Source organism: Lacticaseibacillus nasuensis JCM 17158 (assembly GCF_001434705.1).
In the GTDB taxonomy this organism is placed as follows: Bacteria; Bacillota; Bacilli; order Lactobacillales; family Lactobacillaceae; genus Lacticaseibacillus; species Lacticaseibacillus nasuensis.
The window spans coordinates 17,028-43,149 of sequence record NZ_AZDJ01000016.1 but is presented as its reverse complement, the minus strand read 5'-3'; the positions used below and the strand labels follow the sequence as shown (position 1 = coordinate 43,149).

Sequence of the window (26,122 nt, the reverse complement as noted above, 5' to 3'; positions counted from 1 at the left end):
CGACTCATCGCTCACTCACATAGGGGGACCAAGATGACCACACCAGCCTACCGGAACCACAAGCAGGCCGTCCTGCAAGCTTTGCACACCGACCGCGCCAATGGCCTCACCAGTACCGATGCTGCCGCGCGCCTAAACCAGTATGGCGAAAACGCCTTGGCGGCCACGCCGCCAGTGCCAGCGTGGCGCCAGTTTCTCGCCACGCTCAAGGAGCCGCTAGTGATTATTTTATTTGTCGCCGTGGTCCTCGCCTGGGCCAGCGCCGGTTACGATTTCCTCGTCACCGGCAACCAGGCGCACGGCATGGCGGCCATTTACGAAAGCATCGCCATCCTGCTTCTGATCGGGGTGAATTCCGCCCTCGGGTTTTGGCAGGCCCAACGCGCGCAAAAATCCTTGGCGGCGCTGAAAACCATGGCCGATCACCACGCCACGGTGCGCCGCGACGGTGAGTGGCTCACCGTCCCCGCCACCGCCCTGGTGCCTGGCGACATTATTAGCCTGAAAACCGGCGACTTCATCGAGGCCGATGTGCGCTTCTTGCACGTGGCCGAGCTGCAAACTACCGAGGCGCACCTCACCGGGGAAGCCGAGCCGATTCAAAAGCAAACGCACGCCATCACCGCCGAAGTGCAACTCGGTGACCGCACCAACATGGGCTACTCTGGTTCCACCGTGGTCGCCGGCAACGGCTTGGCCGTGGTGGTGGCTACCGGCATGCACACCGAGCTGGGCCAAATCGCCGACTTATTGAACCAGGTCAAGCAAAAAAAGACACCCATCGAGCAAACCATTCACGCCTTGTCGAAGAAGCTGATGGTGGTGGCCATCGCCATCGTCTTTCTCACCTTAGGCCTGGAGCTGTTCAAGGCGTATGCCGCCACCGGCACGCTGTCGATCACCGCGGCGGCCGAAGCCTTGTCGACGGCCATCGCCTTGGCCGTCGCTGCCATCCCCGACGCCTTACCCGCCGTGTTATCCATCGTGTTGACCATCGGCGCCACCAAGCTGGCAGCCGCCAGGGGGCTCATCAAGTCGTTGAACGCGGTTGAAACCCTCGGCGCCACGAGCTTCATCGCCTCGGACAAAACCGGCACCTTGACGAAAAACGAAATGACCGTCACCCGCTTTTTCGCCGGCGGGCGCACCTATCAAGTGGAAGGTAACGGCTATGAACCAGCTGGGGAAATCCTCGACGCTGCCGGTGAGCCCACCGATGCAACAGCGTATCGCCGCTTCATGTTGGCAGCCGTATTGAACAACGAAGCCGCCATCACCAAAGATGATGACGGCACGGCCAAGCCTTACGGTAACCCCACCGATGTCGCCTTGGTGGTGATGGGGCACAAGGCCGGCATCGACCGCGACCAGTTGCTGGCCAAGGATAACGACCTCGACATCGAGATTGTGCGTGTCCTGCCTTTCGACAGCACGCGCAAAATGATGAGCGTCGTCATCAAAGACGCCGGTCAGTATCAAGTACTGACCAAAGGCGCCCCGGATGTGTTGCTGAATCATACCGATACCGTGGCGCTGGAACGCGGCTTAACCCCGATCGAGTCGGCCCGCGCCCAAGTCGAGCAACAGGTGCTCGCCTTCGCCGATGACGCCTTGCGCACCATCGCTGTCGGGCTGCGCAACATTCCGGAAGCTTTGGCCAAGCAAGGCACGGCCGCCGAGTTGGAACACCACCTCACGCTATTGGGGGTGGCTGGCATTATCGATCCACCGCGCCCGGAGGTCCGCGACAGCGTCCGCACGCTGCACCAAGCCGGCGTGCAAGTCGTGATGATCACCGGTGACCACGCCGCCACCGCCCGCGCCATCGCGTTGCGCCTGGGCATTGTCACCGACTCCGCGGCGCGGGTCATCGAAGGCGCCATGCTTGAAGGTATGGACGACCAGGCCTTGTATGACATTGTACCGGCCATTCGCGTCTACGCCCGGGTGACGCCGGCGCACAAGCAGCGCATCGTCCACGCCTTGCAACGCCACGGGGAAGTCGTGGCGATGACCGGCGACGGCATCAACGATGCGCCGGCCTTGCGCGCCGCCGACATCGGCATCGCCATGGGCATCAACGGTACCGAGGTGACTAAAGATGCGGCGGATCTCATCCTATTAGATGACCAGTTCACCACCATTGAGCGCTCCGTGGCGGCGGGCCGCACGATTTTTGGCAACATCAAAAACTTCATGCGGCACGAACTGACGACCAATGTCGCCGAGGTGCTGGCGTTGCTGTTCGGCGTCGTCTTGATGACGCAAGGTGTGGGTCAGGTCAGCGCCACCACCCCGACGCTGACGGCACTCATGGTGCTGTGGGTGAACATGGTGTCCGACGCCCTCCCGAGTTTTGCGTTAGGCTATGACGTGCCCGAGGCCAACTTGATGCAACAGCCTCCGCGCGATCCGCGCGCCAGCATTTTGCACGGCATGCTCGGTCGCATCCTCGTGCGCGGCACGGTGATGGGCGGGCTCGTGTACGTCGCCTTCCTCTGGGGTGCGCACGCCGGCATGAGCGCGGCGGAAGCGCAGACACTAGGCTTTCTCACCTTGGTGTTCGGCCAGCTATGGCACGTCTTTGACGCCCGCAGCACGCGCACCCTATTCGCCCGCAATCCGTTCAGCAATGGCAAACTCGTCTTTGCCGTCGCCTTTGCGGCCATCGCCTCGGTCCTCGTGACGCTGTTGCCGTTTTTCAACACGGTGATGGGCACGGCGCCGCTATCCGGCCAGTTGTACCTCGCCGTCGCCTTCCTGCCGGCTATTCCGACCTTCGTGTTGTCCGGCCTCAAGGAACTGATTTGGGCGCTGTGGCCAGCCCGGCGGCCGTACGCCAAGCCGGGGCAACCGGGCGTGCCTGCCCGCGACTAAGATTTGGGCAGAATTTTTCTAGGAAAGCGGTTGCATTTTTAGCCATCTGTGAAATAATAAACAATGTAGCAACCGACCATCGCGAGATGCTTCGGGGCCCTACACGACGGGATGTCGAAGACCTCCTGTTACGCAATGATGCAGTGTGCGCTCACCCCACATTCGGCGCTTTGGTCGGCGTCGATCTTGGCTGTGGCCGTGAGCCGAAAAGGCGGCGCTTGCCGCCTTTTTGCGTGGGCAAAGGGCCGGGTCCCTTTACACTGACTAGAGGCGGTGATAGCATCGACACAAGAATATGTGAAATGAGGCTCAGCATGAATGAACACACCTTGATCATCATCAAACCCGATGGCCTGCAGCGCCATTTGGTCGGCAAGATTCTGCAATACTTCGAAGACGCCAACTTGAACATCGACCAGTGCTACATTGACACCATGACTGATGATGTCCTGCGCGCGCATTACAGCCAAGTCGTCGACAAGCCGTTCTTCCCGGAGCTCAAGACGTACATGCAAAGCGGCCCGTGCTTTTTTGCCATCATCAGCGGCGAAAACGCGGTGGCCCGGGTGCGGGCCATCGAAGGCAACACCGACCCCTTGAAGGCCGAGCGCGGGACGATTCGAAGCGATTTTGGTACCTCGTTGAACTACAACCTGGTCCACGGCAGCGATAGCGTCGAGCACGCAAAAGTCGAAATTGCCCGGTTCTTCGGGCCTCAACCAGCATAAACCAAAGAAGACGCCTGCAGCAGCTGCTGCAGGCGTCTTCTGCCATCAGGGGTTAGAGCCGCGCGAACACGTCGCGCACAATCATCAATTCTTCGTTGGTAGGCACCAGCAGCGTCTTTACCGTGGCGTCTGCCGCGGACAGGTCCGTTTCTTTGCCGCGCACGTGATTCTTGGTTTCGTCTACCGTCGCGCCAAGATAGGACAGGTGACGCATGATGCGTAGGCGCATGTCGATGCCGTTTTCGCCGACGCCGCCGGTGAAGACCAGTGCATCGACGCCGTTCATCACCGCCGCGTAGCTGCCGACGTACTTGGCGACCCGGTTGGCAAAAATATCCAACGCCAGCTTGGCGCGCGGATCGGTGTCTTCGACCGCCTCCAAGTCACGCTGGTCGGCCGACAAGCCGGAGATGCCCAGCAACCCGGAGTCGTTGTTGAGGATGTGGATCATCTCGTTGACGTCGGTGATGTTCAGCTTGTTCATGATGTAAGCCACCACCGAGGCGTCGACGTCGCCGCTGCGTGTGCCCATCGCCACGCCGGCCAGCGGTGTGAAGCCCATGCTGGTGTCGACGCTGTGGCCGCCTTGCACCGCGGTGATGCTGGAGCCGCTGCCCAGGTGCATCACGATTAGCTTTAGCTCCGCCAGCGGCCGTTGCAAGAGCTCGGCGGCGCGGGCACTGACATAGCGCACCGAGGTCCCGTGCGCGCCGTACTTGCGCGCCCCGTAGCGTTCGTAATACTCATACGGAATGGCGTAGAGGTAATTTTCCGCCGGCATCGTTTGGTGAAACGCGGTGTCGAAAACGGCAACGTTCACCGTCCACGGCATCATCTTGCGAAACACCGCGATGTACTTGGCCTCAGTGGGATTGTGCAGCGGCGCATAGTCGCGCAGGTTTTGAATCTTCAACAAGGCGGCATCATCCACCACCGCCGATTCCTTGAAGTCCTCACCACCGGCGACGACGCGGTGACCGATGCCCTTGATCTCGTGCAGGTGCTCGACGAGGTGCAGGCTTTTGAGCTGACTCATGACGTCGGCGACGGCTTCTTGGAAGTTGCGAATCGGGTGGCCGTCCTTATAGACTTGACCATCGCCATACTTGATCTTGACCGTCGAGTCTTCTTGCCCGAGGCGATCGATCAAACCATCGGCCAGCTGGGTTTCGCTGGGCATCTCGAATAACTTCCATTTCAACGTCGAACTACCGGCATTCACGGCTAAAATCTTGGGCATAACAGGCTTCACTCCTTATTCTGGTTGGGCTGGTCGTGTTCCTCGTGCCAGCGTTTGATCTGGGCGAGGCGGGCCTTGACCTTAGCCTCGCTGCCCATCTCGGTGGGCTGATAATAATGGTGCCCGATCAGGTTGTCGGGCATGGTTTGCATGGTGGTCAGCTTATCCGGTGCGTCATGCGCGTATTGGTACCCCTTGCCGTAGCCGACATCATCCATCAAGTCGGTGACGGCGTTGCGAATCACCAGCGGCACCGGCTCGGCCAGCGTTTCGGTGGCGTCTTTCTTGGCGGCGTTGTACGCCAGGTAAACGGCGTTGCTCTTCGGCGCGAGGCTCAAGTAGGTCACGGCGTGGGTCAGGTGCACGTTACACTCCGGCATGCCGAGAAACTGGCAGGCCTGAAACGCGGCCACGGTAATCTCAAGCGCGCGAGAATCGGCCATGCCGATGTCCTCACTGGCAAACCGCACCAGCCGCCGGGCGATGTACAACGGGTCCTCGCCGGCTTCCAGCATGCGCGCCAGCCAGTAAATGGCGGCGTCGACATCGGAGTTGCGCATCGACTTGTGCAGCGCCGAGATCAGGTTGTAGTGTTCCTCACCGTGCTTGTCGTACAGCAACGCTTTTTTCGACAGCAACTGGCTGACGGCATTGGCGCTGACCGTGATCGGCTCGTCGCCTTGGGCCGCGCCTTGCGCATCCGTGACCGCCAGCTCCAGCGTGTTCAGCGCCACGCGCGCATCGCCGTTAGCAAAATCCGCGATTTGGCCCAACAGTTCGTCGGCCACGCCAACGTGGCTGAGGCCGTAACCGCGCGGATCGCTCAAGGCGCGCTTAAGCAGCACGACCAAGTCCGCGGTGCTCAACGGCTGCAAGACAAACACCCGCAGGCGAGACAACAACGCGGCATTGACCTCAAACGACGGGTTCTCCGTCGTCGCGCCGATCAAGATGATGCTACCTTTTTCCACGTAAGGCAAAAAGGCGTCTTGTTGCGCCTTGTTGAAGCGGTGGATTTCGTCGACGAAGACGATGGTGCGCCCGCCGAGCTCTTGATTCTTCGCCGCCTCATCCATGACGGCTTTGATCTCCTTGATGCCGCTAGTGACCGCAGAAAAAGTCACGAACTGGGCCTTGGTCGCCCGGGCAATCACCTGCGCCAGCGTCGTTTTGCCGACACCGGGCGGGCCCCAGAAAATCATGGACCCTAAGGCGTCGTGTTCGACCGCCGCGCGCAGAACCTTGCCCGGCCCTAGCAGCTGCGGTTGGCCGACAATTTCGTCGAGGCTGATGGGCCGCATGCGACTGGCCAGCGGCTGAAACTGAGCTTGTTGATCGAATAATGATGGCGTCGCAATCACCCCTTTTTAACAGCGCTTTCCCTTAACTATACCATGCTCAGCCAAGACGCGCGCGGCGTGGTATACTAGTCGATATGATTTTTCACGCGAAAGGAGATTCCCCCATGTCACAGTCTGCCGAGTTCCCCACCGGCGAGTTTACCGCCTTTTCCACGGCCAAAATGTCCCACTTCTTGCTGGTTCAACCAGGCGTGCCCGCCGCCACGCTCAGCCAATTCTTCGGCGAAAACGCGCAATACGTCACCCAAGCGGCCAGCGGCACCTTAACGCTGCAGTTGCCTGGCGCCCCACTGCTGGTCGGCTAGGTCGGCGACTTGTTCGGCCGCTTTGCCAACGAGAAGTTCAAGGTGATTTCTGCCGACTACTACCACCGCAACTTCAACGACCCGCTCACCGACGAACACGACACGGGGATCACTGAAGACTAATGGCCCAATTTGAACAGTACCACCCCATCTTGAGTGCCCACTACCGACTCGACTGGCTCACCACCTTCAAGTTAAAAGACGTCTTCGCCTTGCGCCACGACGCGCAGGCGGCCGCGCAATCCGACCGCCCGGTGGCCACGAGCTTCGAGGAAGCCGCGCGAACGCTTAATCGGGCCATGCTCGACGTCATGAACAACAACGCCTTGTTGTACGGCATCGGCTCGCGGCAAACCGGCGCCTTGCTGGGCAGCTTTGCCATCGCGCACTTTGCCGCCGATCGCACCACCGCCACCGTGCAGTTCGAAACGCTGCCGACCACCGACCGCGAGGTGATGGTCGAGGTGTTGCCGCGCATGGTGGGCTTCGCGTTTTTCGAACTCGGGCTGACCCAGGTCACCGCGCAGCTGCCCGACACGGCCACCGGCGCCATCGGGTTGTACCAGCAATGGGAATTCACCGCTACTCCAGCGCTCGATCGCGAAGGCTGGCTGCACTTAAGCCTGGCTCGCGAGCGCGTCGCCGAGGATCCCCGGTTTCGCCAATAACTCAAAGAACCGCCAGCGCCGACATGGGCGCTGGCGGTTCTTTGGCGTCACGAGGCTTACGCCGGAATATCGACGGTGCTGGCCTCATCCTTAATCGTGAGTTCGGCTTGCTTGAAGCTCAACGCAAAGAACGCGGAGTGGGCCGCATACTTGGCAGTTTGCGGGTACTGCTGGTTGTATAAGTCGAGCTGTGCCGGCGTCACGTTAATCGGCTTGACCGTAGCCTTGCGCACGCGCAGCACATCGTTGTCGCCAAACTGCGGCGTTGCGAAGGCGGCCTGACTGTGCGCCGCAATCTCCGCGGCTTTTTCCGCCTGAGGGCTGGTCATGAACAACACCTGATTGCTGGCGGCATCGAACACGCCCAACACAATGCGCACGTCAGGGGCGCTGCCATCTTCCGTCAAGGTCGCCACAGCGATTTGCTTGGCGCTGTTGATAATCCGTTCAACATCTTTTAGATCACTCAAAATAATCCCTCCATTATTAACAAAGACACTCGGCATGCGACATGCCTGCCTGTGGTTAATCGTAAGCGGTTGCTGATGGGAATACAAGTCTGACGATGCGGCGATGACGTGGCGCCGGGCCGACCCGCCTCACTTATGATACGGACTGCCAATATTAATCATGAACGCGCGGTAGATCTGCTCGATCAGCACCAGCCGCATCAGCTGGTGCGGCATGGTCAGCCGGCCAAAACTCAGCGTGTCATTGGCGCGCTTCATCACCGCCGGACTCAAGCCAAGCGAACCGCCGATGACGAAGGTGATATCGGAGCGGCCATACGTCGCCAAGTCAGCGATTTCTTTGGCAAACTGCTCACTCGGGCGCTGTTTGCCTTCGATGGCCAGCGCAATCACCCACTCCCGGTCGGCAATCTTGGCCAGAATGCGCTCGCCTTCTACGGCTTTCACTTGGGTCATTTCGGCCTCGGACAGCGACTCCGGGGCCTTTTCGTCGGGCACTTCGACGATGTTCACCTTGGCGAACTTGGTCAGGCGCTTGCGGTACTCGGCGATGCCATCCTTGAAGTACTTCTCCTTCAGCTTACCGACGCCAATAATCTTGATATTCACAGCACGTGCTCCTTTTCCCGGGAAATCATTAACTCCATTGTACCGGTTTCCAAAAATGACTGCATCAGTTGCCTAAAGTCGGTGACACACCCGGCGAAAAGCCGAATGTTTACACGACTTTTACATTCCATCCGTTGTCAGCGTGGGTTGATAAGCGCAAAATAGACCTGTTGAGCCAATTTGGAGAGGGTTGCGAATGACCGTTATAAAGAACATTGCCAAGGACCGGGTATTACAGATTACCGCGGTCATTGCAGTGCTGAGCTTGTTTATTGCTAGGCCACGACTTGCAGACATCAACTTCGATACGCTTTGGTCCATCCTCGCGATGATGACCATTATTCAAGTTTTCGAGTACCTTCATATCCTGGATTACCTCGCTTACCGGTTGACCAGTCATGCCAGCAATACACGCCAGCTCACCTCGCTGTTCGTGACGCTGGCGCTGTTCGCCGGTATGTTTCTGACTAATGACGTCACCGTCATCACCTTGGTGCCGTTGTATCTGAACATCGCGAAAAAATACCAGCTGCCGGAGATCCTGCCGGTGACGCTGATCGGCATGGCGGCTAACTTCGGGTCGGCCTTCACGCCTTTCGGGAACACGCACAACATCTTTTTGATGAATCACTTCCACATTCCGCTGCTGGACTTCTTTAAGCTGTCGGTGCCGCTGTTGATTGCCAGCGTGATTCTCTTGATTGGCTTCGTCGCCTTCGTGCGCAAGGCCCCCGTGCCGACCGTGCCGGTGCAAGACATTCGCATCATGGCGCGGCCGACCATCATCACCTGTGGCGTCGCCTTGGTGATTTTCACCGGGGTCATGGGCTGGTTGCCGTCTTGGATCGGAGCCGTCGCCGCCATCGTGTTGGCGCTTGGGTTCAATCCGAAGATCCTCACCGAAGTCGATTACGCCATTGTGCTGACCTTCGGCGGCTTCTTCGTCATCACCAGCGTGTTGCGCCAGGTGCCGTGGATCTCTCGGGTCATCGCACACCTGATGGCCAGCGAGCATAGCGTCTACCTCACCAGCATCATCTCCAGCCAGTTCATCAGCAACGTCCCGTCCACCGTGTTAATTGGGAAATTTACCAACATGGTCGCGGCGCTGTTCCTCGGCTCCAACATCGGCGGGCTTGGTTCCGTCGTCGGGTCGATGTGCAACCTGCTGGTATTCAAGGAATACACCGACTATGGCAACCACCAGCCGGCCAAGTTCTTCTGGGGCTTCACGGCCTTCAACTTCGTGGGGTTAATCATCCTCGGAGCTTTGGGCTGGGTGATTCTTGAAATCGTCGCGTAAAATAGCCGGCTGTTGCCGGCTATTTTGTTGTCCCGCCCCGCTAGAATTGCGGTAAGATAGTTGAAGCGGTTACATCACAATGTGGTAGAGGAGGAACTTATGGCAACAACCCAATACATCTTGGCCATCGACGAAGGAACCACCAGCACCCGCGCCGTGATCATCGACCACGACGGCCAGCCCGTCGCCGAGGCCCAGCGCGAATTCCCGCAATACTTCCCGCAGCCCGGCTGGGTGGAACACAACCCTAACGAAATCTGGAACGCGGTGTTGTCCACCATCGCCACGGCGTTCATCAACAGCGGCATCCAGCCGAAGCAGATTGCCGGCGTCGGCATTACCAATCAGCGCGAAACCACCGTGGTGTGGGATAAGGCAACCGGCCTGCCGATTTACAACGCCATCGTCTGGCAGTCGCGCCAAACTACCGACATCGCCAATCAGCTGAAGGCCGCCGGGCATGCCGACTTGATTCACGATCACACCGGCCTGCTGATCGATCCCTATTTTTCCGCGACGAAGATTCGCTGGATTCTCGATCACGTGCCGGGCGCCCAGGAGCGCGCGGAAAACGGTGAGCTGCTGTTCGGCACCATCGACACCTGGCTGACCTGGAAGCTGTCCGGCGGTGCGGTGCACGTCACCGACTACACCAACGCCAGCCGCACCATGCTGTTCAACATCCACACCTTGCAGTGGGACCCGGAGATCCTCAAGCTCCTGAATATTCCCCGGGCAATGTTGCCGACCGTTCGTAGCAACTCTGAGGTCTACGCCAACACCGCCTCCTACCACTTCTATGGCAGTGCCGTGCCGATCGCGGGCATGGCCGGCGACCAGCAAAGTGCCTTGTTCGGCCAGCTCGCCCTGCAACCCGGCATGGTGAAAAATACTTACGGCACCGGGTCCTTCATTGTGATGAACACCGGTGAACAGCCGACCATGTCCGCCAACAACCTGCTGACCACCATCGGCTATGGCGTCGACGGCAAGGTCAACTACGCGCTCGAAGGGTCCGTCTTCGTCGCAGGCAGCGCAATTCAGTGGTTGCGCGACGGGATGGAGTTGGTCGACCACGCGCCGGATTCCGAAGCCGCCGCCCGCGCCTCGCAAAGCCGCGACGAAGTGTATGTCGTGCCCGCCTTCACCGGCCTCGGCGCGCCTTACTGGGACACCGATGCCCGCGGCGCCGTCTTCGGCTTGACCCGCGGCACCACCCGCAACGATTTCATCAAGGCCACCTTGCAGTCCCTCGCCTACCAAAGCCGCGATGTCGTCGACACAATGAAAAAAGACACCGGCATCGCCATTCCGACTCTGCGGGTCGATGGCGGAGCGGCGAATAACGACTACCTCATGCAGTTCCAAGCCGACATTCTCGGCACCCCGGTAGAGCGCGCCGCCAACCTCGAAACCACGGCGCTCGGAGCGGCGTACCTCGCCGGGCTCGCCGTCGGGTTCTGGCACGACACCGCCGAGCTGGAGACCCTGGCCAAGGTCGGCAAGCGGTTCACGCCAAGCATGGCCGCCAACGACCGCGAGCGGCTATACGCTGGCTGGCGCGCCGCCGTACAAGCGACGATGGCCTTCAAGCCGAGTTGAGTTATCCCAGTAAGCCAAGTATTTCGGCCGTCAGGCGAAACGCTTGGCTTTTTGCTTCGCTACGGCGCCACAAGCAACCGGTTTCAGCTATAATGAAAGGGACAAAATAAACGCAAGAAGGTGTTTCACTTGACTGAATTACTTGGCAGCATCGAAGCTGGCGGCACGAAGTTCGTGCTGGCCACGGCCGATGCCGATTTCAACATTCAAGACCGCGATCGCATCCCCACTACGACCCCGGCCGAAACCATCCAGGGTTGCATCGACTTCTTCACCGCTCACCCGGTGGCCGCGCTGGGCCTCGGGTCGTTCGGCCCCATCGACCAGAACCTGAAGAGCCCCACTTATGGCCGCATCCTTGCCACGCCGAAACCCGGCTGGGCGAATACGGACATCGTCGGCGAGCTCAAGGCCGCGCTGCACATTCCGATTTTCTTCACCACCGATGTCAACGCCAGCGTCTATGGCGAATACATCCAAGGCGCGGCCAAGGACGTCGACTCAGCCGTGTACTTCACCATCGGCACCGGCATCGGCGGCGGCGCGATTCAAGACGGCCACTTCATCGGCGGCCGTTCGCACTCCGAAATGGGCCACGCCACGGTGATGCAGCACCCCGACGACGACTTCGCCGGCGTCTGCCCGTTCCACGGCAACAAGTGCTTCGAAGGCCTCGCTTCCGGCCCCGCCATCGAAAAGCGCACGGGCAAGCGCGGTGAAGACCTGCCGCGCACAGATCGCGTCTTCGACTTCGTCAGTTACTACGTCGCCCAGCTGTGCCTGGACGCGTACTTGAACCTGATGCCCGAAAAAATCATCCTCGGCGGCTCAGTGATTTCCGCCACCGAGTTACCCAAGGTGCGCAAGTATATGAAGGAACTCAACAACGGCTACGTCACCATGCCGGATGACCTGGTTGTGCTGACCGAGTTCGCGAATAACGCCAGTGCCACCGTTGGCGATTTTGCCCTAGCCAAGCAGGTGCTGGGGGAATAGCGAGCGGTTTACGCGCAGGTGATGGCCTCACTTCCTGGATGGGAGTGGGGCTTTTATAATATATTTGCTGAACTTTGCGCAAAACTGAATATATCTGAGTTGTACAACATTTGCTATGCAATACTTATCTTGTCTTTTAAAGAATATCAATACTATATTTAATGGAGATGAACATAATGGAAATTTCAGAGTATATTAAGCGTACCCGTGTCACCTATGAGGATTTTTCCGACATTGCAAAAGATTATTCCCACGTCGGTAGTTTCGCTTACTGGCCATCAGCGTTAGAAAGCAAAAATGGAAGACTACCTTCTAATGACTATGATGCAGAACAATACTACCAGCGTGCCATCGGAGATCCCCAATTTTTTGACCAATATTTGGCTGGCCACCTAACAAAAGGGGTGGTATTCCTAGGCTATAATTTTGGCATCAAAACAGCTGAAGCTAAATCAAAATCGATTGAACAAATGGCACAAGATCATAAAGTCGCCCCTTTCACGAACCAGCACAACCCATCACAGACCGGGAAATCAATCTTCCCGTACTTTTCCCCTGATTCGCCTGTATGCGGAGCATACTGTACCGATTTTCTGAAATTCTTACCAAAAGATTCTCACTCAGATCAATACGAAATGACAGGTGCACCAACGCCCGTTGCTACAGATTTAGACAATTATATTGAAAAACATCCGGGCATGATTGCTGCGAACATTGCGGGACTCGAAACTGAACTTAAGAAAGGGCTGGGCGTCCCTGATACTTTCATTTTGGTTCTGATGCATGCCAATCTTGTTTCTTTCATTCCCTCGTTAAAGAAGAGCTTCCCCAATGCGCTCATCTACCAAAAATATCCTCATTACCGTGCTTTTACTACTGGTTATGAAGACTTTCCAGCCATGATGAAGAAACCCGTTCAGGAACTCACCACCAGCATTACCAATTACATCAAGGATCTGCCAGAAGATGCACTATAATTAATTAAGCAACTGTCAGAGGTGCCCCCATGTCCATCGTTATCGCATTAAGTGACCCGCATAGTCAGCTTGCTACCTTGCCCCGACTGCGCGAGGTACAGCTCATGTACCCCGAAGCAGTCACGGTATTTCTTGGCGACTACATCGATTGCTATGGCCCTAACCACGGACTGACCCTGCTGACTCAGATCCGCGCGATGCAGGCACATGATCCGGCGCACACCATTGTACTGCTGGGCAATCATGAACAAGGCCTACTCGACTACCTGGCATCACCGACGCAATCGGCTTGGCTTGACTACGGCGGAAAAGAGACGTTACGTGCGGCGACGCGTGACTGGACAACAGACAAAGGTCCACAATTTGCTCGCCAGCTACTTCTAAACCACCAGCCCGAATTGATTGCTTGGCTACGCCAGTTACCCCTTTCTTACACACTCGGCAAGCTCAGCTTTGTGCATGCCGGGTTAGACCTAACGTTGCCCCATCCGCTTCAAGACACAAGCCGCCACGATCAACTATGGCTCGATGCCAAATACTGGTACGTGCCAGCGCACTGGGGGCTCTTCGCTCACAACCCGCTAGCTTTCAGTGTCGTCACAGGACACACGCCAACCGCCCGTATCACGGGGCGGTATGCCGGTAACGTGCATCCCGCCAAGACTGAATCTGAGCGCAATGCCATCTATGCTGTTCAGTATCCCAACGAAATGCCGAGATATTTCATCGACGGCGGGGTGGGCAGCGGCCAGCCGCACACCAAGCTGGGTAATATCGCCGTGTTCGATAGTGAGACTGGGATGCTAATCGATGCCTACGAAGATTAACGAAAATACGCGTGCAGCCAAACGACTGCACGCGTATTTTGGTTAACTGGGCAAAAGAAACCCAATCTGTTTTTCACGAGTCGTCGCCGCTGTCGGTGCGACAAAATCCGCCGCACGCAGCGTCTGTAACTCTCGGTCACTCGGCTCATGGCCCAGGTTCATCAGCCGTTCGCCTTGGCGCAACAAGGCTGTTTCAATCAAGCTGCGTACCGTGCGGCCGTTGCCAAAGTTGGCCGGATCATTGCGCCGGGTCGCCGCCACCAACGCGGCCAACTTGGCCTTGGCTCCTGTGCCGAGGCGGAGCCGTCGCTGTTTGAGCATGAGCGTCGCGATTTGCATCAACTCATCATTGGTGTAATCCGGGAACTGAATCTGGAACGGGATCCGGCTGCGCAAGCCCGGATTCTGGTCGAGAAACGCCTGCATCGGTTGCGGGTACCCAGCGAAGATCACAACCACATCATCGCGATGATTCTCCATTTCCTGCACAATGGTCGTAATGGCCTCGGCCCCAAAAGAACCAGCGCCTCCATCCAGCAACGAATAGGCCTCATCGATAAACAGCACGGACCCTGCCGCTTGTTGGAACCGGCGCTTAACCAACGGCGCCGTGCCGCCGACGAACGGGCTGACCAGGTCGGATCGCCCCAGCTCGATTAAGTCCCCCACCCGCAGGATTTGGTTATCTTTCAAGATTTGGGCGATGAGTCGGGCTACCGTTGTTTTGGCCGTGCCGGGGTTGCCGGTGAAAACCATGTGCAGGCTGGGCTTTTCTTCACTCAGCTGACGCTGTTCACGTAGCCGCTGGACCTGATAATTCTGGATGACCGAGCGCACGAGGCGCTTGACGGAGTTCAGCCCAATCAAGCTGTTCAGCTCGGCATACGCGACCCCGCCTTGATGCGGCAGCGTCGGCGTCACCGCTTCGACCGCCGCGTACTCGGGATGACGTTCCCGGCGGATTTGTTGGCCCTGCCAGCGTAACACGTGCTGCTTCACCGTTTCTATGGTAACGGGATACTTCAGCTTCTTCAGCGTATCCGTCAGTTCCGCATCCACGGTCAAGCCTTGCAGCTTTGCCTCAGCCGCCGCATATTGCAGTACTTCCGTCGGTGTCATCGGCGGCTGAGCAATCGCAATGAACAGTTGCTCCGGTAACAAGTTGGCAATTAATTGCTGGGTGGCCCGGCTCGCAGAAGGCAGATTAAAGATGACCAGTACCCGGTCCGCGTATTCCCGCATGATGGCGGCAAATTTTTGCAACCCGCTGCTGACCGCGATAATTGGGTGATCAAGCTGAATCACGATGGTCCCTCCCACCGCGGCGCGAAACAGGGTCGCCCAGTCTGGCTGGGTGTAATCGTTAAATTCAAAATCGCTCACAATCACGTAGCGTTGTGACTGGAGCCAGCCTTGGGCAAATTTCGCTTGCAGTAGTGGCTCGAGCAGCTTGGTGAGCGCGGTCGCGTCTGCTGCCACCGTGAAATAATCGACGGCTTGTTCCTGCCCCACTGGCTTGCTGGCATACACGCGAGCGAGTTCAGCGCGCAGCTGACCGGTCGCCATTTTGGCTGCTTCCTGCATCACTTCAGGTTGGGTGGCCGGTTGGAACACATGCTCACGATACTGCGGATTACGCCAGCCATAGGTGATGTGCCTGGCGACCGAACCAACGCCAAACCGCGTCCAGCGTCCGCTTTCGGTCAATTGCCACGTGTATGACAGCTTCACTTGGCCTAGCTCGGTATCCATGGCCATTAAGGTCACTTCGCGGCTATCGATCCGTTCGGCATTCACGCCTAATGCGGTCATGAATTGCGTGATGATTTTGCGTACCGGCACGACATCGCGGCTGACCAACGCAATCCGACACTGCGCTGGGGCCAGCTGTGTCATGGCAAGCTCCCAGCTTTGCCCGGCTTGCTCCGCCAGTTTGCGCTCAATCTTGGCGGCATGGCTCATGGTGTCGTCGCTTTTCGGAAACGGATTGCTCTCGGCCTCATCCGGGTCCTCTTGATAAAACTGCTGGCCAGTCATTAACGTCACATCAATCAGATAATAAAGCATTTAAACTCCCCCTATCTTTGCCGATTACAGTTGGACGTGTGCTTTCACCCACTGCTTCGCTTCGGGACTCAGCGTCACCAGGTGCGTGTATTCCTCGTCCGTGAAATCCCCCAGCGTGGTCCCAGTTAGCAACGCCACCAACGCAGCGGTATCCAACGTTAAGGTGTAGGCCCCCCAGCCGCGCTGAGTGAACGCATCAATTGCGGTCTTATCCGGCAGAATAAATGCCGCATGATCGGCAAACGAGCGCCCATGTCGCTTCGCTTCTTCAAGCTCGGCGTGAATCTCCGGAAAATTCAGCGGCACCCCGCTAGCCCGATACAGCGCAACGACACAATCGAAGGCAACGGTCATCACCGGAGTGTCGGGCTGTGCTTGGGCCACCGTATCGATAATCAACTTTCGCCGGGGCGCTGCTTGAGCTTCGCCCTTCTGCGTCGTGGCTGCCAACAACGCAGCCGGTTTGACGGTTTGTTCGATGAGCGCTAGCACCTGAACCTGCTTATCCATTTCACGACCTCCATTCGGCTTTTTGCGACGCGTGAGACATTTATACCACGGTTCCGGATTTCAGTTGATAAACGTTGTTAACTACTTCTGAGTGGGCGAAATCGGCTGAAAACCGTGTCGCTGTTGAGCTTGGGGAATTATGAGAAATAAATTAAATAACCTGCTGAGACTTTGAGCAGTTGATGCGGCGCCGAATAAATATTTTTTTGGAATTTATTTTGGACTGTATTTGCTAGCAATTTCTGGCATGTCTCCTCAATCATGATTCGAATTCACTCCCCCACCACATCAATCATTGTGAGATAATCGAGGCTGGAGTTTTGTGCTTGAATGAAGCAGAAACCAACCAAACGGAGATGGGGGATAACGATGACCAGCGAACTTGCTTTTGAATCAGAATTAATTGAGCACCTTTGTCATATCGGTGGCACGAAGCAATGGCAATACGAACCAGGTATTAAGAATACTGATCAGCTCTGGGCGAACTTTAAACACATCCTTGAGCAGAACAACCCTCACCTCAGCCAACCCCTGTCGGCACTCGAGTTTGCACAAGTCAAAGCCGAAATCACAAAGCTCAAGACCCCTTATGAGGCCGGGCGCTTCATCTATGGCCTCAATGGTGTTACCCAAGTCGAGGTCAACCTCGACAATGGCGAGCACGTTTACCTCACCGTCTTCGACCAAGACGAGGTCGGCGCAGGCAACACGCGCTACCAAATCGTCAACCAAATCGAACGCCCCGCAGTGTTGGCTGGCCGGCACGATCGCCGATTCGATACGACACTTCTGATCAACGGCTTGCCCATTATTCAGATTGAAGAGAAGAAAGCCGCGCACGACGCTCGCGAGGCGCTCAATCAGATGCAGCAGTACATTGACGAGCAACAATACACCGGCATCTTTGCCACGCTGCAGATTCTCATTGGGATGACGCCGAATAATATCCGCTACATGGCGAATACGCCCGCGGATAAATTCAATACCGCCTTCGCCTTCCAGTGGCAACGCGAGGCCGATAGTACCAACGTGCGTGACTGGCGGGAGTTTGCCAACCTCATGCTAAGCATCCCCATGGCGCACCAAATGGCCACGAACTACATTATCTTGGATGGTACGCGCAACAAGCAGGCCATCAAGGTCATGCGGCCTTACCAGGTTTACGCAACGCGCAACATCATCCGGAAGCTACGCGGCTTTCAGTTTGGCCTGGATCCACAAGAGGCTGGCTATATTTGGCACACCACCGGGTCAGGCAAAACAATCAGTTCGTTCAAGGCCGCTTGGTTGGCCTCTCGCCTCCCTAACGTCGACAAGGTCGTCTTCATGGTCGATCGCGTGGCCTTGACGAACCAGACGGCGGCCAACTATGCCGCCTATGACCCGGGCACTAATGACATGAACAAGGATGGTGTCGTCTCGGACACCGCCAACATCAGCGTGTTGCGCAAGAAACTGCGTGAACCAGGCGGCATCATCGTCACCTCGATTCAAAAGCTCGACCGCCTCACGCAACGTGCCAGTTTCAAGGCACCGGACAAGCACATCGTCTTCATCGTGGACGAGGCTCACCGGTCCACAGCCGGGGAAATGCTGCAACGGATCAAGAAGGCCTTCCCGAAGTCGGCTTGGTTTGGCTATACCGGCACACCAAGCTTCGATGGCATTACCACCGAGCAGCTTTTCGGCAAGCCGCTGCACATCTATACGATTCGTGAGGCCATCGCCGATCGCAACGTCCTCGGTTTCAAAGTGGACTTTGACACCACCTTGAGTGACAAGGCCCTAAAAGACCAATATTTGCCAGAGTTCTACCGAGCCAGCCATCCCGACTGGACCGCCGCCGATATCCGCAACAAGATTAACGGCATGACGGCCGAAGACATGGACGATGCGGTATTGCCCAGCGTCTATGACATGAACGCCCAGCACGTCGAACTCGTGGTGAAAAACATCTTCGAGAAGTGGCGCAACCGGTCGGATGACTACCGGTATGCGGCGTTGTTGACCACGCACGTGGGTGGTGGCAAGGCCTCGACCCCAATGGCCATGATGTACTACCGCGAATTCAAGAAGCAAAACGTATCCCAAAAGCATCCGCTCAAGGTGGCCATCACCTTCTCGCAAAGCACCAACAACCAAGACGAGCAACTGGCAGCTAACCGCTCGTTGCGGGAAGCCATCGAAGACTACAACCAACTCTTCAACGAACACTTCGACGACACCACCGTCAAAGAATACACGGAAAACGTCGTCTCCCGGCTCAACCGCACCATCGATGATGGCAACTACCTTGACTTAGTTATCGTCATCGACCAGCTACTTACCGGCTTCGATGCACCACAACTTAACACCTTGTACGTCGATCGCACACTGCAAGGCGCGAACCTGATTCAGGCCTACTCGCGCACCAACCGTATCGAGAACATGACGCATAAACCCTACGGCCGAATTGTGAATTACCGTTGGCCAGTCCATAGCAAACAACTCATGAACGACGCCTTGCAGGTTTACGCCAACCGCGGTTCTGCCAACCTCCAGCTCGACTTAGTCGGAGACGGGGACGAACCAGGCGTCTTGGCACCGGACTTCGAGGACCTCATTAAAAACGCCCGAGGCGTCGTTAACGACTTGCGCAATACCACCCGGAACTTCACGGACTTACCTGCTAGTGAAAGCAAGCAAGAAGATATGTACAACCTGCTCAAGCGCTACAACGGACTAATCAATCAGCTCAAGCAGGACCAGCATTACGATTACGACCATCCCGAAACGCTATTGAACCAAATCGGGCTAACCAGCGACCAGGAACAAGTTCTGACCGGTAGCCTGGCCAACGACTTGAAGGAACGCATTGCCCAGCGGCGCGGCGTCGATTTCTCGGACCTAACGCTGGAAATGCAGCACGTCGAAGAAGTCCAGGTGAACTACGACTACCTCGATGAGCTGATTGCGCAGTTGGCCAACCAGGTGCACACCGGGGATCACGACGCCGCCGACGCCACGGTCGCCGAGGTCAATAAGGCGGCCGATCAACTGGAAGACCGCAAGTATGCCAAGCAGGTTAAACAAACGGCTAGCGACATCCGTAGCGGTGAAACCACCGCGGGAAGTTATCCGATGCAGGCCAACCAGTCTCGCGCGTTGGTCGCCGGCAATGCCCAGCGCACGCGGCGTCGCGCCATCTCACAGTTTCGCACCAAGTGGGGGTTACTAGACATCAACGTTGAAGCCATGGATGCCATGTTAAGCCGCCACGCCAAGAACGCCGACGACCTCGACATTGACAACACCCTCACCAACCTAATCAACAAGGGCCAGGCGCATTACCGCGACGACGCCGCTGATGAGCAGGTTCAGGCGCTGACTAAGATTAAATACCGGGCCGAAGTCCGCGAAGCCATCAAGCGCTTTGCAGACAGTCTGATCGACAACTATTAGGAGAACAATGAATGACTGAAGAAATCAACGCAAAAGACATCACGAGCCAGCTTTGGGCCATGGCCAACGAACTGCGAGGCAATATGGATGCCTCCGAGTTCCGGAACTACATCTTGGGCTTCATGTTTTACCGATACCTCTCCGAACATCAGGAACAATACCTGGTGAAGAATCACATCGTTGAACCCGCTCCGGGCCAATCCATCAATGATGCCTACCGCCATGACGCCACGGCAGACGACTTAGCCGACTACGAAAGCGAAATGGCCGGCGCGCTAGGCTATGCGATCGACCCCGATTACACCTGGGCGACGATTCGCGACAAGGTCAATAACGACGAGATTCGCCCGTCAGACTATCAGGATATGTTCGATGCTTTCAATCGCAACGCGGCCATCAATCCGTATGCGTCCAGCGACTTCCGCGAAGTGTTCGCCGACGTGAACCTCGGCAACACGCGGCTCGGCAACTCCACCACCACCCGCGCCAAGGCGCTCAACGGTGTGGTGAAGTTAATCGACCAGTTCGACTATAACGACGAATCCGGCCACGACATCATCGGCGACGTGTATGAATACCTCATCGCCGAATTTGCCGGCAACTCGGGTAAGAAGGCTGGCGAATTCTACACGCCGCATGAAGTGTCGGTTGTCTTGTCCAAGCTGGCAACGCTCGATGCCCCTGAGCATGGTCAGTTTACCGTTTACGATCCCGCTATGGGTTCCGGCTCGCTGTTGTTGACGGTTCAAGACCAACTCGTGAACGGCCACGAACCCGGCCGTGTGCAGTTCCACGGGCAGGAGTTGAATACCACCACCTATAACCTTGCCCGCATGAACCTCATGATGCACGGCGTCAGCTATCAGAACATGACGTTACGTAACGGCGATACGCTGGAAGGCGACTGGCCAGATGGTGAAATCAATGGCGTCGATCACCCCCGCAGCTTCGACGCGGTTGTCGCTAATCCGCCCTACTCCGCTAACTGGGATAACAGCGACAGCAAGCTCAAAGATCCCCGCTTTAAGGGCTACGGTAAGCTGGCGCCCAAAACAAAGGCCGACTACGCCTTCGTACTACATGGCCTCTATCACCTGAATGCTGGCGGCACTATGGCCATCGTCCTCCCTCATGGCGTCTTATTCCGCGGCGCGGCGGAAGGCACGATTCGCCAAGCAATCATCGAGAATAACTACCTCGATGCCGTCATCGGCATGCCGGCAGGCCTGTTCTACTCCACCTCGATTCCAACCGTCGTCCTCGTCTTCAAGAAGAACCGCACGACTAAGGACATCTTCTTCATCGATGCCTCTAGCGACTTCGAAAAGGGTAAGAAGCAAAACAAACTCCGCCGAGCCGACATCGACAAGATCATCACTACTTATCAAGCGCGGCAAGACGTCGATAAGTATGCGCACGTGGCGACGCTTGATGAGATCAAGGAGAACGAGTATAACCTCAACATCCCCCGCTATGTTGATACCTTTGAGGAAGAGGCGCCGATTGACATTGCAGACGTTAAGCGACAGATTGCAGACGTCGACAAACAGCTAGCAGAACTTGAGAAACAGTTTGCCGAAATGGAGTCGCAGCTAGTGGAGACAAAACGCGATGGCGAATAATAAACAGAAGATAATGGTCCCTGAACTGCGATTTAAAGGGTTTCATGATGATTGGGTACAACGGAAGCTGTCTAACCTTGCAAAATTTGGAAAGGGTACGGGATTTTCAAAATCAGATTTGACTGAAGCTGGTAGCCCCATAATTCTGTACGGAAGCATGTACACTAATTATCGAACGGTTATAGATCGAGCTACTACATATGTTGATCCTGAATCTGAGGGACTAGAAAGTACAGGTGGAGAAGTTATTGTCCCCGCATCAGGAGAGACTGCACTCGATATTTCTAGAGCTTCTGTAGTCACAAGATCTGGCATCCTTTTAGGGGGAGATCTTAACGTTATATACCCAGATAAGAATGTGGACCCGGAATTTTTAGCGTTGACAGTCTCCAATGGACGACAAAAAGCGGAAATGGTGAAAAGAGCTCAAGGCGGATCAATAGTCCACCTTCATAACGGGGACTTGAAGCAAATTACGTTAACTTATCCCTCTTTAACTGAACAACGTAAGATTTCTGGCCTAGTGTCATGTTGTGATAGTATTCTCACTCTTCAACAAGAAAAGCTTGATCTGTTAAAGCAGTTAAAGCGGGGATACCTGCAAAAACTCTTCCCGGTGGGGAGCGCCAAGCAACCTGAATTAAGGTTTGCTGATTTTGACGGGGATTGGGTGCAGCACAAACTTGGAGATGTTGCAGATTTTATTAACGGTAGAGCGTATAAACAGGATGAGTTATTAGATTCAGGAAAGTATCCGGTCCTAAGAGTTGGGAACTTTAATACCAATGATCAATGGTATTATTCCGATTTGGAACTTCCTGTTAAGAATTATGCTGATAAAGGTGATCTTCTCTATACTTGGGCCACCGCTTTCGGGCCTCATATTTGGCAAGGGCCAAGAGTGATCTATCACTATCATATCTGGAAGGTGGAACTTTCTAACCTAATCACGAAAGATTTTGCGGTACAGATTCTGCAGGCCGATCAGTCCCAAATGACTAATAGTTTGAATGGTTCAACCATGGTTCACATTACGAAAGCGACTATGGAAGGAAAGGTTATAGCCCTACCGTCAGTGGACGAACAAAACTGCATTTCTAGGTTCCTAACTAACCTTGACGATACTATTGCACTTCAACAACACAAGCTAGACGCGCTAACCCAGCTAAAACAAGCATACTTACAAAAACTATTCGTATAACCCCAGATCCTCCTCAATAATGTACACGGCGTTAGCCAATACAATTGAGGAGGATTTTAACTATGCCAAGGACCAGATCAACGCAACTTTTCTACCACTACTTCGACACATGGATTCAGGACTACAAGGTAAATGCGGTGCGCCCCGTCACACTCGAGAAATATGCACTCTCGCTCAGGTGGGTAACCAAGCTCGCGCCAGACTTGCGCCTCTGTGACATTACGCGGCGCTCCTACCAACAGTTGATTAATGCGTATGCCGTTGAACACGAACGCCAGACTGTGATGGATTTCCATCATCAAATCAAGGGAGCGGTGCTAGACGCACTGGACGAGGGACTAATTAAACAGAATCCCACGCGGAAGATTGTCATCAAGGGGCGGCATCCCCGTGAGAAGCACCCGAAGTTTCTCAATCAATCCGACGTTCAGCAACTCATTAAGCAACTCAGACTAGAGCCGGGAATCAACTGGGACTGGATGCTGCTTCTAGTTGTCAAAACGGGATTACGGTTTGGTGAAGCACTCGGTTTGACCCCACAGGATTTTGATTTTCTTCATCAGCAACTCACGGTGAATAAAACATGGAATTACCGCAGCCCAACCGGTGGATTCCAGCCAACCAAGAATCCGTCCTCTGTGCGTAAAGTACAGATTGACTGGCAAATCGGGATGCAGTTTTCTCAGTTGATTAAGGATCTGCCAGTTGACGAGCCCATTTTCGTCCACGGCCGTGTATATAACTCAACGGCTAATAAGCTGTTGAAGCGCCGGTGCGAGGCCGCCGGGATCCCAATCATCACGGTACACGGGTTGCGGCATACTCACGCGTCGCTTCTGCTATATGGTGGCGTGTCGATTGCAAGTGTTGCCCGTAGACTCGGGCACGCTAATATGGCAACAACGCAGGATACCTACCTGCATATCATTCGGGAGCTAGAAGCGAAGGACGGCGAGAAGATTATGCGCGAAATGTCCCTGCTTGTATGATGAAAATCGGCACCGTCCCAAGTTCTAGGACGGTGCCGATTTATGATTATACGAAGAGCTTCTGTAGAAAGGCTTGCTTTAGAGATTGTAGTGACTCTAGTTTGCCTTGTTGAAGAGCGACAGTGGCAGATAAACTCGATAAAAAGTCACTAACCTTATGCTGTTCTTCGACACTAGGTACCATGATTGTCAAAGTGAGAATATCACTCTGTTTAATCATCTTCTGTGCGGATCCCGAAACCCTTTTAATGATCTCAGATCGCGTGCTGCCCGTATTAATTTGAGCTGATAAAAATTTTGAATCAACTGTAGGACTGTGCAATACGAATGTACAATTTCCAGCAACATAGGCTCCTGAATCTGGAATAACCGCAGTTATACCGATGACATCACCATGGCCAATATCACGTGTAGGCATTATTAAATCGCCTAAACTGAGTGAGTCAACCTCACTATTAGTCTTATCGGTAACCTTCAAGACGCCGTTAGGTAAAACAGAGCCCATAGTTACATTAAAAAAACGTCCATTCTGTACACTGGGTAAGTTCTTGCCAGATGATAATTTAGTTACATCCTCAAGCTTACGCTGTTCCCAATCTCCGTCAAAACCAGCAAACCTTAATTCAGGCTGCTTGGCGTTCCCCACCGGGAAGAGTTTTTGCAGGTATCCCCGCTTCAACTGCTTTAACAGATCAAGCTTTTCTTGTTGAAGAACAATAGTGTCAGCAATATTCGCTAATAATCTGTCAATTTGCTGTATTTCATCGAAAGATGGAAAATTAAATTTCATCTTGGAAATCTGCTGAAAATTCAATCCTTCTCGTCCACCGCCAGCTTGGTTCAGTTGAATCTGCCTTTGACCCCGCAATGAACTTAACTGCATTTGCAGGAATTGAGCATTCTTGTTATTCCTCAGACGAATAATGCACACGTGCTGGTTGACATTGGCTATAGCGTCAATATTATAGACAGCACTTCTCCCGATTGATGCTCCTGTAATGTTAAGCAATACATCGCCTAGTCTAACTTCCGTAGATTCCATTTCTTTGTTCATTTCTGGCGAAATATAGGCAACGTCGTTTAGGAGAATGTGGTCGTTGGCAATATTTTGTGAGCGAATGAAAATGATGCCTGAGTTGTGATATACACTACTGCCGCCGCGTGGAGTCTTACCACTCCCAATTTTTGTTGTGATAGCTCCAAGTTTGCGTTGTACCCAATCTTTGTCACATACCCTTCAGCACTCAAAATATGCTACACTCCAACTAGATTACATTCTTCTGGAGGCCAATAATGTCACTGGGTTCATTTGATTTCCGCACGATGCCTAAAACCGAGAAAACCGGTATGCCCGACTCACAAACGTTGCTGAATTTAGTTCTGACCACCCTCTACAATCATCAAAATTCTCCCATTGGCGGTGGCATAGTTCTGGCCCAAGCAGTCGCCGATCAGATAAATCACGCACCGCAAGATCTGCTTACGCAGCGATACACTGACGACGATGGGCATTCAGGTAACCAAATATTCAAGACAGTTTGCAGTGGTGCAATCAGTAAGCTGCGCGTTGCGGGATATACTCAGAAAGGTAAATCGGGCTGGCAACTCACTCCAGCAGGCAAACAATTATGGGAAGAGCATAACGGACAGGTCCCCGTTACTGCAATCAATCACTCCCCTGCATATATTAAATACAGAGCCCAACAAGCGGCCCAGCGCGCATCGAAACGATCAGAACAACAAATGGCAGCCTTGCGCGCTCAAAAAACCGAACCGGGTAATGACGTGACCGACCCTGAAAGTTCTCGCCAAACAATCGTAGAAGCTTTCACGAGCCAGTGGCGAGACGATTTGCTCAGCTCACTCAAGCACATGAATGCCTATGCGTTTGAACGCTTCTGCCAAGAACTGATTACACAGATGGGCGTCGAATTTGAGCCTTCCGATGCAGATAAAAAAGCTAGAGACGGTGGAATCGATGGTTTAGGCTACATCCGTACTGAGGACTTCCGCACGCAAAAAGTAGTTATCCAGGCCAAGCGGTGGCAAGGTAGCGTGCCCGGGCCGGAGATTAGCAACTTCCGCGGCGTCATCTCCGACAAAGGAGCAGATTACGGCATCTTCATCACGACCTCGTCGTTCACCAGTGATGCCAAGAAGCGTGCGCATGGTACCGCCGGCCGTCCCATCACACTAATCGACGGCGAGGGCATTGCTGACCTCGTCGCCAAATACGAGTTACATGTGCAACCAGTCACTACCTATGTCCTTAGCGATTACTACGAGCAAGAATAGCGGTATCACGCTGCTTAATGCGGTAGCTCTTAGC

21 protein-coding genes and 1 pseudogene are annotated in these 26,122 nt (G+C 55.1%); 14 read left to right on the top strand and 8 right to left on the bottom strand.

From position 1 onward, the window contains the following. Positions 1-33 precede the first annotated feature (33 nt). Complete coding sequence (locus FD02_RS04575; protein ID WP_056950853.1) at positions 34-2,877, top strand: cation-translocating P-type ATPase; 2,844 nt, start codon at positions 34-36, stop codon at positions 2,875-2,877. A gap of 314 nt (positions 2,878-3,191) precedes the next feature. Beyond that, positions 3,192-3,605 (top strand): nucleoside-diphosphate kinase, encoded by a 414-nt coding sequence (gene ndk / locus FD02_RS04570; protein ID WP_056950851.1) that lies wholly within the window; start codon positions 3,192-3,194, stop codon positions 3,603-3,605. A 52-nt stretch (positions 3,606-3,657) separates the two neighbouring features. Here the strand turns inward: ndk and FD02_RS04565 are convergent, their stop codons facing one another. Then, complete coding sequence (locus FD02_RS04565; RefSeq protein WP_056950849.1) at positions 3,658-4,845, bottom strand: acetate/propionate family kinase; 1,188 nt, start codon at positions 4,843-4,845, stop codon at positions 3,658-3,660. Between the two features lie 8 nt (positions 4,846-4,853). Beyond that, positions 4,854-6,146, bottom strand: coding sequence for a replication-associated recombination protein A (locus FD02_RS04560; protein ID WP_056950919.1), 1,293 nt, complete (start codon positions 6,144-6,146; stop codon positions 4,854-4,856). Between the two features lie 164 nt (positions 6,147-6,310). On the opposite strand from FD02_RS04560, the gene FD02_RS04555 reads away from it, so the two are divergent. Together FD02_RS04555 and FD02_RS04550 are read left to right on the top strand one after the other, a co-directional pair. Next, the gene (locus FD02_RS04555) at positions 6,311-6,511 is read left to right on the top strand and encodes a hypothetical protein (protein WP_054722029.1); all 201 of its coding nucleotides are present in this window, start codon (positions 6,311-6,313) and stop codon (positions 6,509-6,511) included. 122 nt (positions 6,512-6,633) lie between these two features. Continuing rightward, positions 6,634-7,179 (top strand): GNAT family N-acetyltransferase, encoded by a 546-nt coding sequence (locus FD02_RS04550; protein ID WP_054722027.1) that lies wholly within the window; start codon positions 6,634-6,636, stop codon positions 7,177-7,179. 56 nt (positions 7,180-7,235) lie between these two features. On the opposite strand, the gene FD02_RS04545 is transcribed toward FD02_RS04550, so the two are convergent. After that, positions 7,236-7,649, bottom strand: coding sequence for a pyridoxamine 5'-phosphate oxidase family protein (locus FD02_RS04545; protein ID WP_054722025.1), 414 nt, complete (start codon positions 7,647-7,649; stop codon positions 7,236-7,238). Positions 7,650-7,778: 129 nt separating this feature from the next. Next, a complete protein-coding gene (gene rlmH, locus FD02_RS04540) occupies positions 7,779-8,258 on the bottom strand; it encodes a 23S rRNA (pseudouridine(1915)-N(3))-methyltransferase RlmH (RefSeq protein ID WP_054722023.1) in 480 nt (159 codons plus the stop codon). A gap of 196 nt (positions 8,259-8,454) precedes the next feature. On the opposite strand from rlmH, the gene FD02_RS04535 reads away from it, so the two are divergent. The 5 genes from FD02_RS04535 (at position 8,455) to FD02_RS04515 (ending at position 13,963) form a co-directional block, all read left to right on the top strand. Further along, entirely contained in the window at positions 8,455-9,561 is a 1,107-nt protein-coding gene (locus FD02_RS04535) for an SLC13 family permease (protein ID WP_056950848.1), read from the top strand. Between the two features lie 99 nt (positions 9,562-9,660). After that, complete coding sequence (glpK, locus tag FD02_RS04530) at positions 9,661-11,163, top strand: glycerol kinase GlpK (RefSeq protein ID WP_056950846.1); 1,503 nt, start codon at positions 9,661-9,663, stop codon at positions 11,161-11,163. 129 nt (positions 11,164-11,292) lie between these two features. Continuing rightward, positions 11,293-12,159 carry an ROK family protein gene (locus FD02_RS04525; RefSeq protein WP_056950844.1) on the top strand — a complete coding sequence of 289 codons (867 nt, stop codon included), beginning with the start codon at positions 11,293-11,295 and terminating at the stop codon, positions 12,157-12,159. 176 nt (positions 12,160-12,335) lie between these two features. Then, positions 12,336-13,136, top strand: a complete 801-nt coding sequence (locus FD02_RS04520) for a hypothetical protein (RefSeq protein ID WP_056950842.1) — start codon at positions 12,336-12,338, stop codon at positions 13,134-13,136. Between the two features lie 29 nt (positions 13,137-13,165). Next, positions 13,166-13,963: a metallophosphoesterase gene (locus FD02_RS04515; RefSeq protein WP_056950839.1), complete on the top strand. Its 798-nt coding sequence runs from the start codon at positions 13,166-13,168 to the stop codon at positions 13,961-13,963. 42 nt (positions 13,964-14,005) lie between these two features. On the opposite strand, the gene FD02_RS04510 is transcribed toward FD02_RS04515, so the two are convergent. Then, a complete protein-coding gene (locus FD02_RS04510) occupies positions 14,006-16,030 on the bottom strand; it encodes an AAA family ATPase (RefSeq protein WP_054722015.1) in 2,025 nt (674 codons plus the stop codon). A gap of 24 nt (positions 16,031-16,054) precedes the next feature. After that, the gene (locus tag FD02_RS04505; RefSeq protein ID WP_056950837.1) at positions 16,055-16,540 is read right to left on the bottom strand and encodes a hypothetical protein; all 486 of its coding nucleotides are present in this window, start codon (positions 16,538-16,540) and stop codon (positions 16,055-16,057) included. A gap of 369 nt (positions 16,541-16,909) precedes the next feature. On the opposite strand from FD02_RS04505, the gene FD02_RS04500 reads away from it, so the two are divergent. From FD02_RS04500 to FD02_RS04485, 4 genes are all read left to right on the top strand, one after another. Beyond that, the gene (locus tag FD02_RS04500) at positions 16,910-19,981 is read left to right on the top strand and encodes a type I restriction endonuclease subunit R (RefSeq protein WP_056950834.1); all 3,072 of its coding nucleotides are present in this window, start codon (positions 16,910-16,912) and stop codon (positions 19,979-19,981) included. Between the two features lie 11 nt (positions 19,982-19,992). Next, the gene (locus FD02_RS04495) at positions 19,993-21,603 is read left to right on the top strand and encodes a type I restriction-modification system subunit M (protein WP_056950833.1); all 1,611 of its coding nucleotides are present in this window, start codon (positions 19,993-19,995) and stop codon (positions 21,601-21,603) included. Further along, positions 21,593-22,804, top strand: a complete 1,212-nt coding sequence (locus FD02_RS04490) for a restriction endonuclease subunit S (protein ID WP_054722011.1) — start codon at positions 21,593-21,595, stop codon at positions 22,802-22,804. Before FD02_RS04495 ends, FD02_RS04490 begins: the two co-directional genes overlap by 11 nt. Before the next feature lie 62 nt (positions 22,805-22,866). After that, on the top strand, positions 22,867-23,793 hold the full coding sequence (locus FD02_RS04485; RefSeq protein WP_054722009.1) for a site-specific integrase: 927 nt from the start codon (positions 22,867-22,869) through the stop codon (positions 23,791-23,793). Positions 23,794-23,839: 46 nt separating this feature from the next. Here FD02_RS04485 and FD02_RS11610 read toward each other — a convergent pair whose 3' ends face one another. Beyond that, positions 23,840-24,439, bottom strand: a complete 600-nt coding sequence (locus FD02_RS11610) for a restriction endonuclease subunit S (protein WP_268871594.1) — start codon at positions 24,437-24,439, stop codon at positions 23,840-23,842. A 48-nt stretch (positions 24,440-24,487) separates the two neighbouring features. After that, positions 24,488-25,006: pseudogene (locus tag FD02_RS11605) on the bottom strand (restriction endonuclease subunit S); the annotation flags it as partial. An 80-nt stretch (positions 25,007-25,086) separates the two neighbouring features. On the opposite strand from FD02_RS11605, the gene FD02_RS04475 reads away from it, so the two are divergent. After that, complete coding sequence (locus FD02_RS04475) at positions 25,087-26,088, top strand: restriction endonuclease (RefSeq protein WP_056950828.1); 1,002 nt, start codon at positions 25,087-25,089, stop codon at positions 26,086-26,088. The last annotated feature ends 34 nt before the right edge of the window (positions 26,089-26,122 follow it).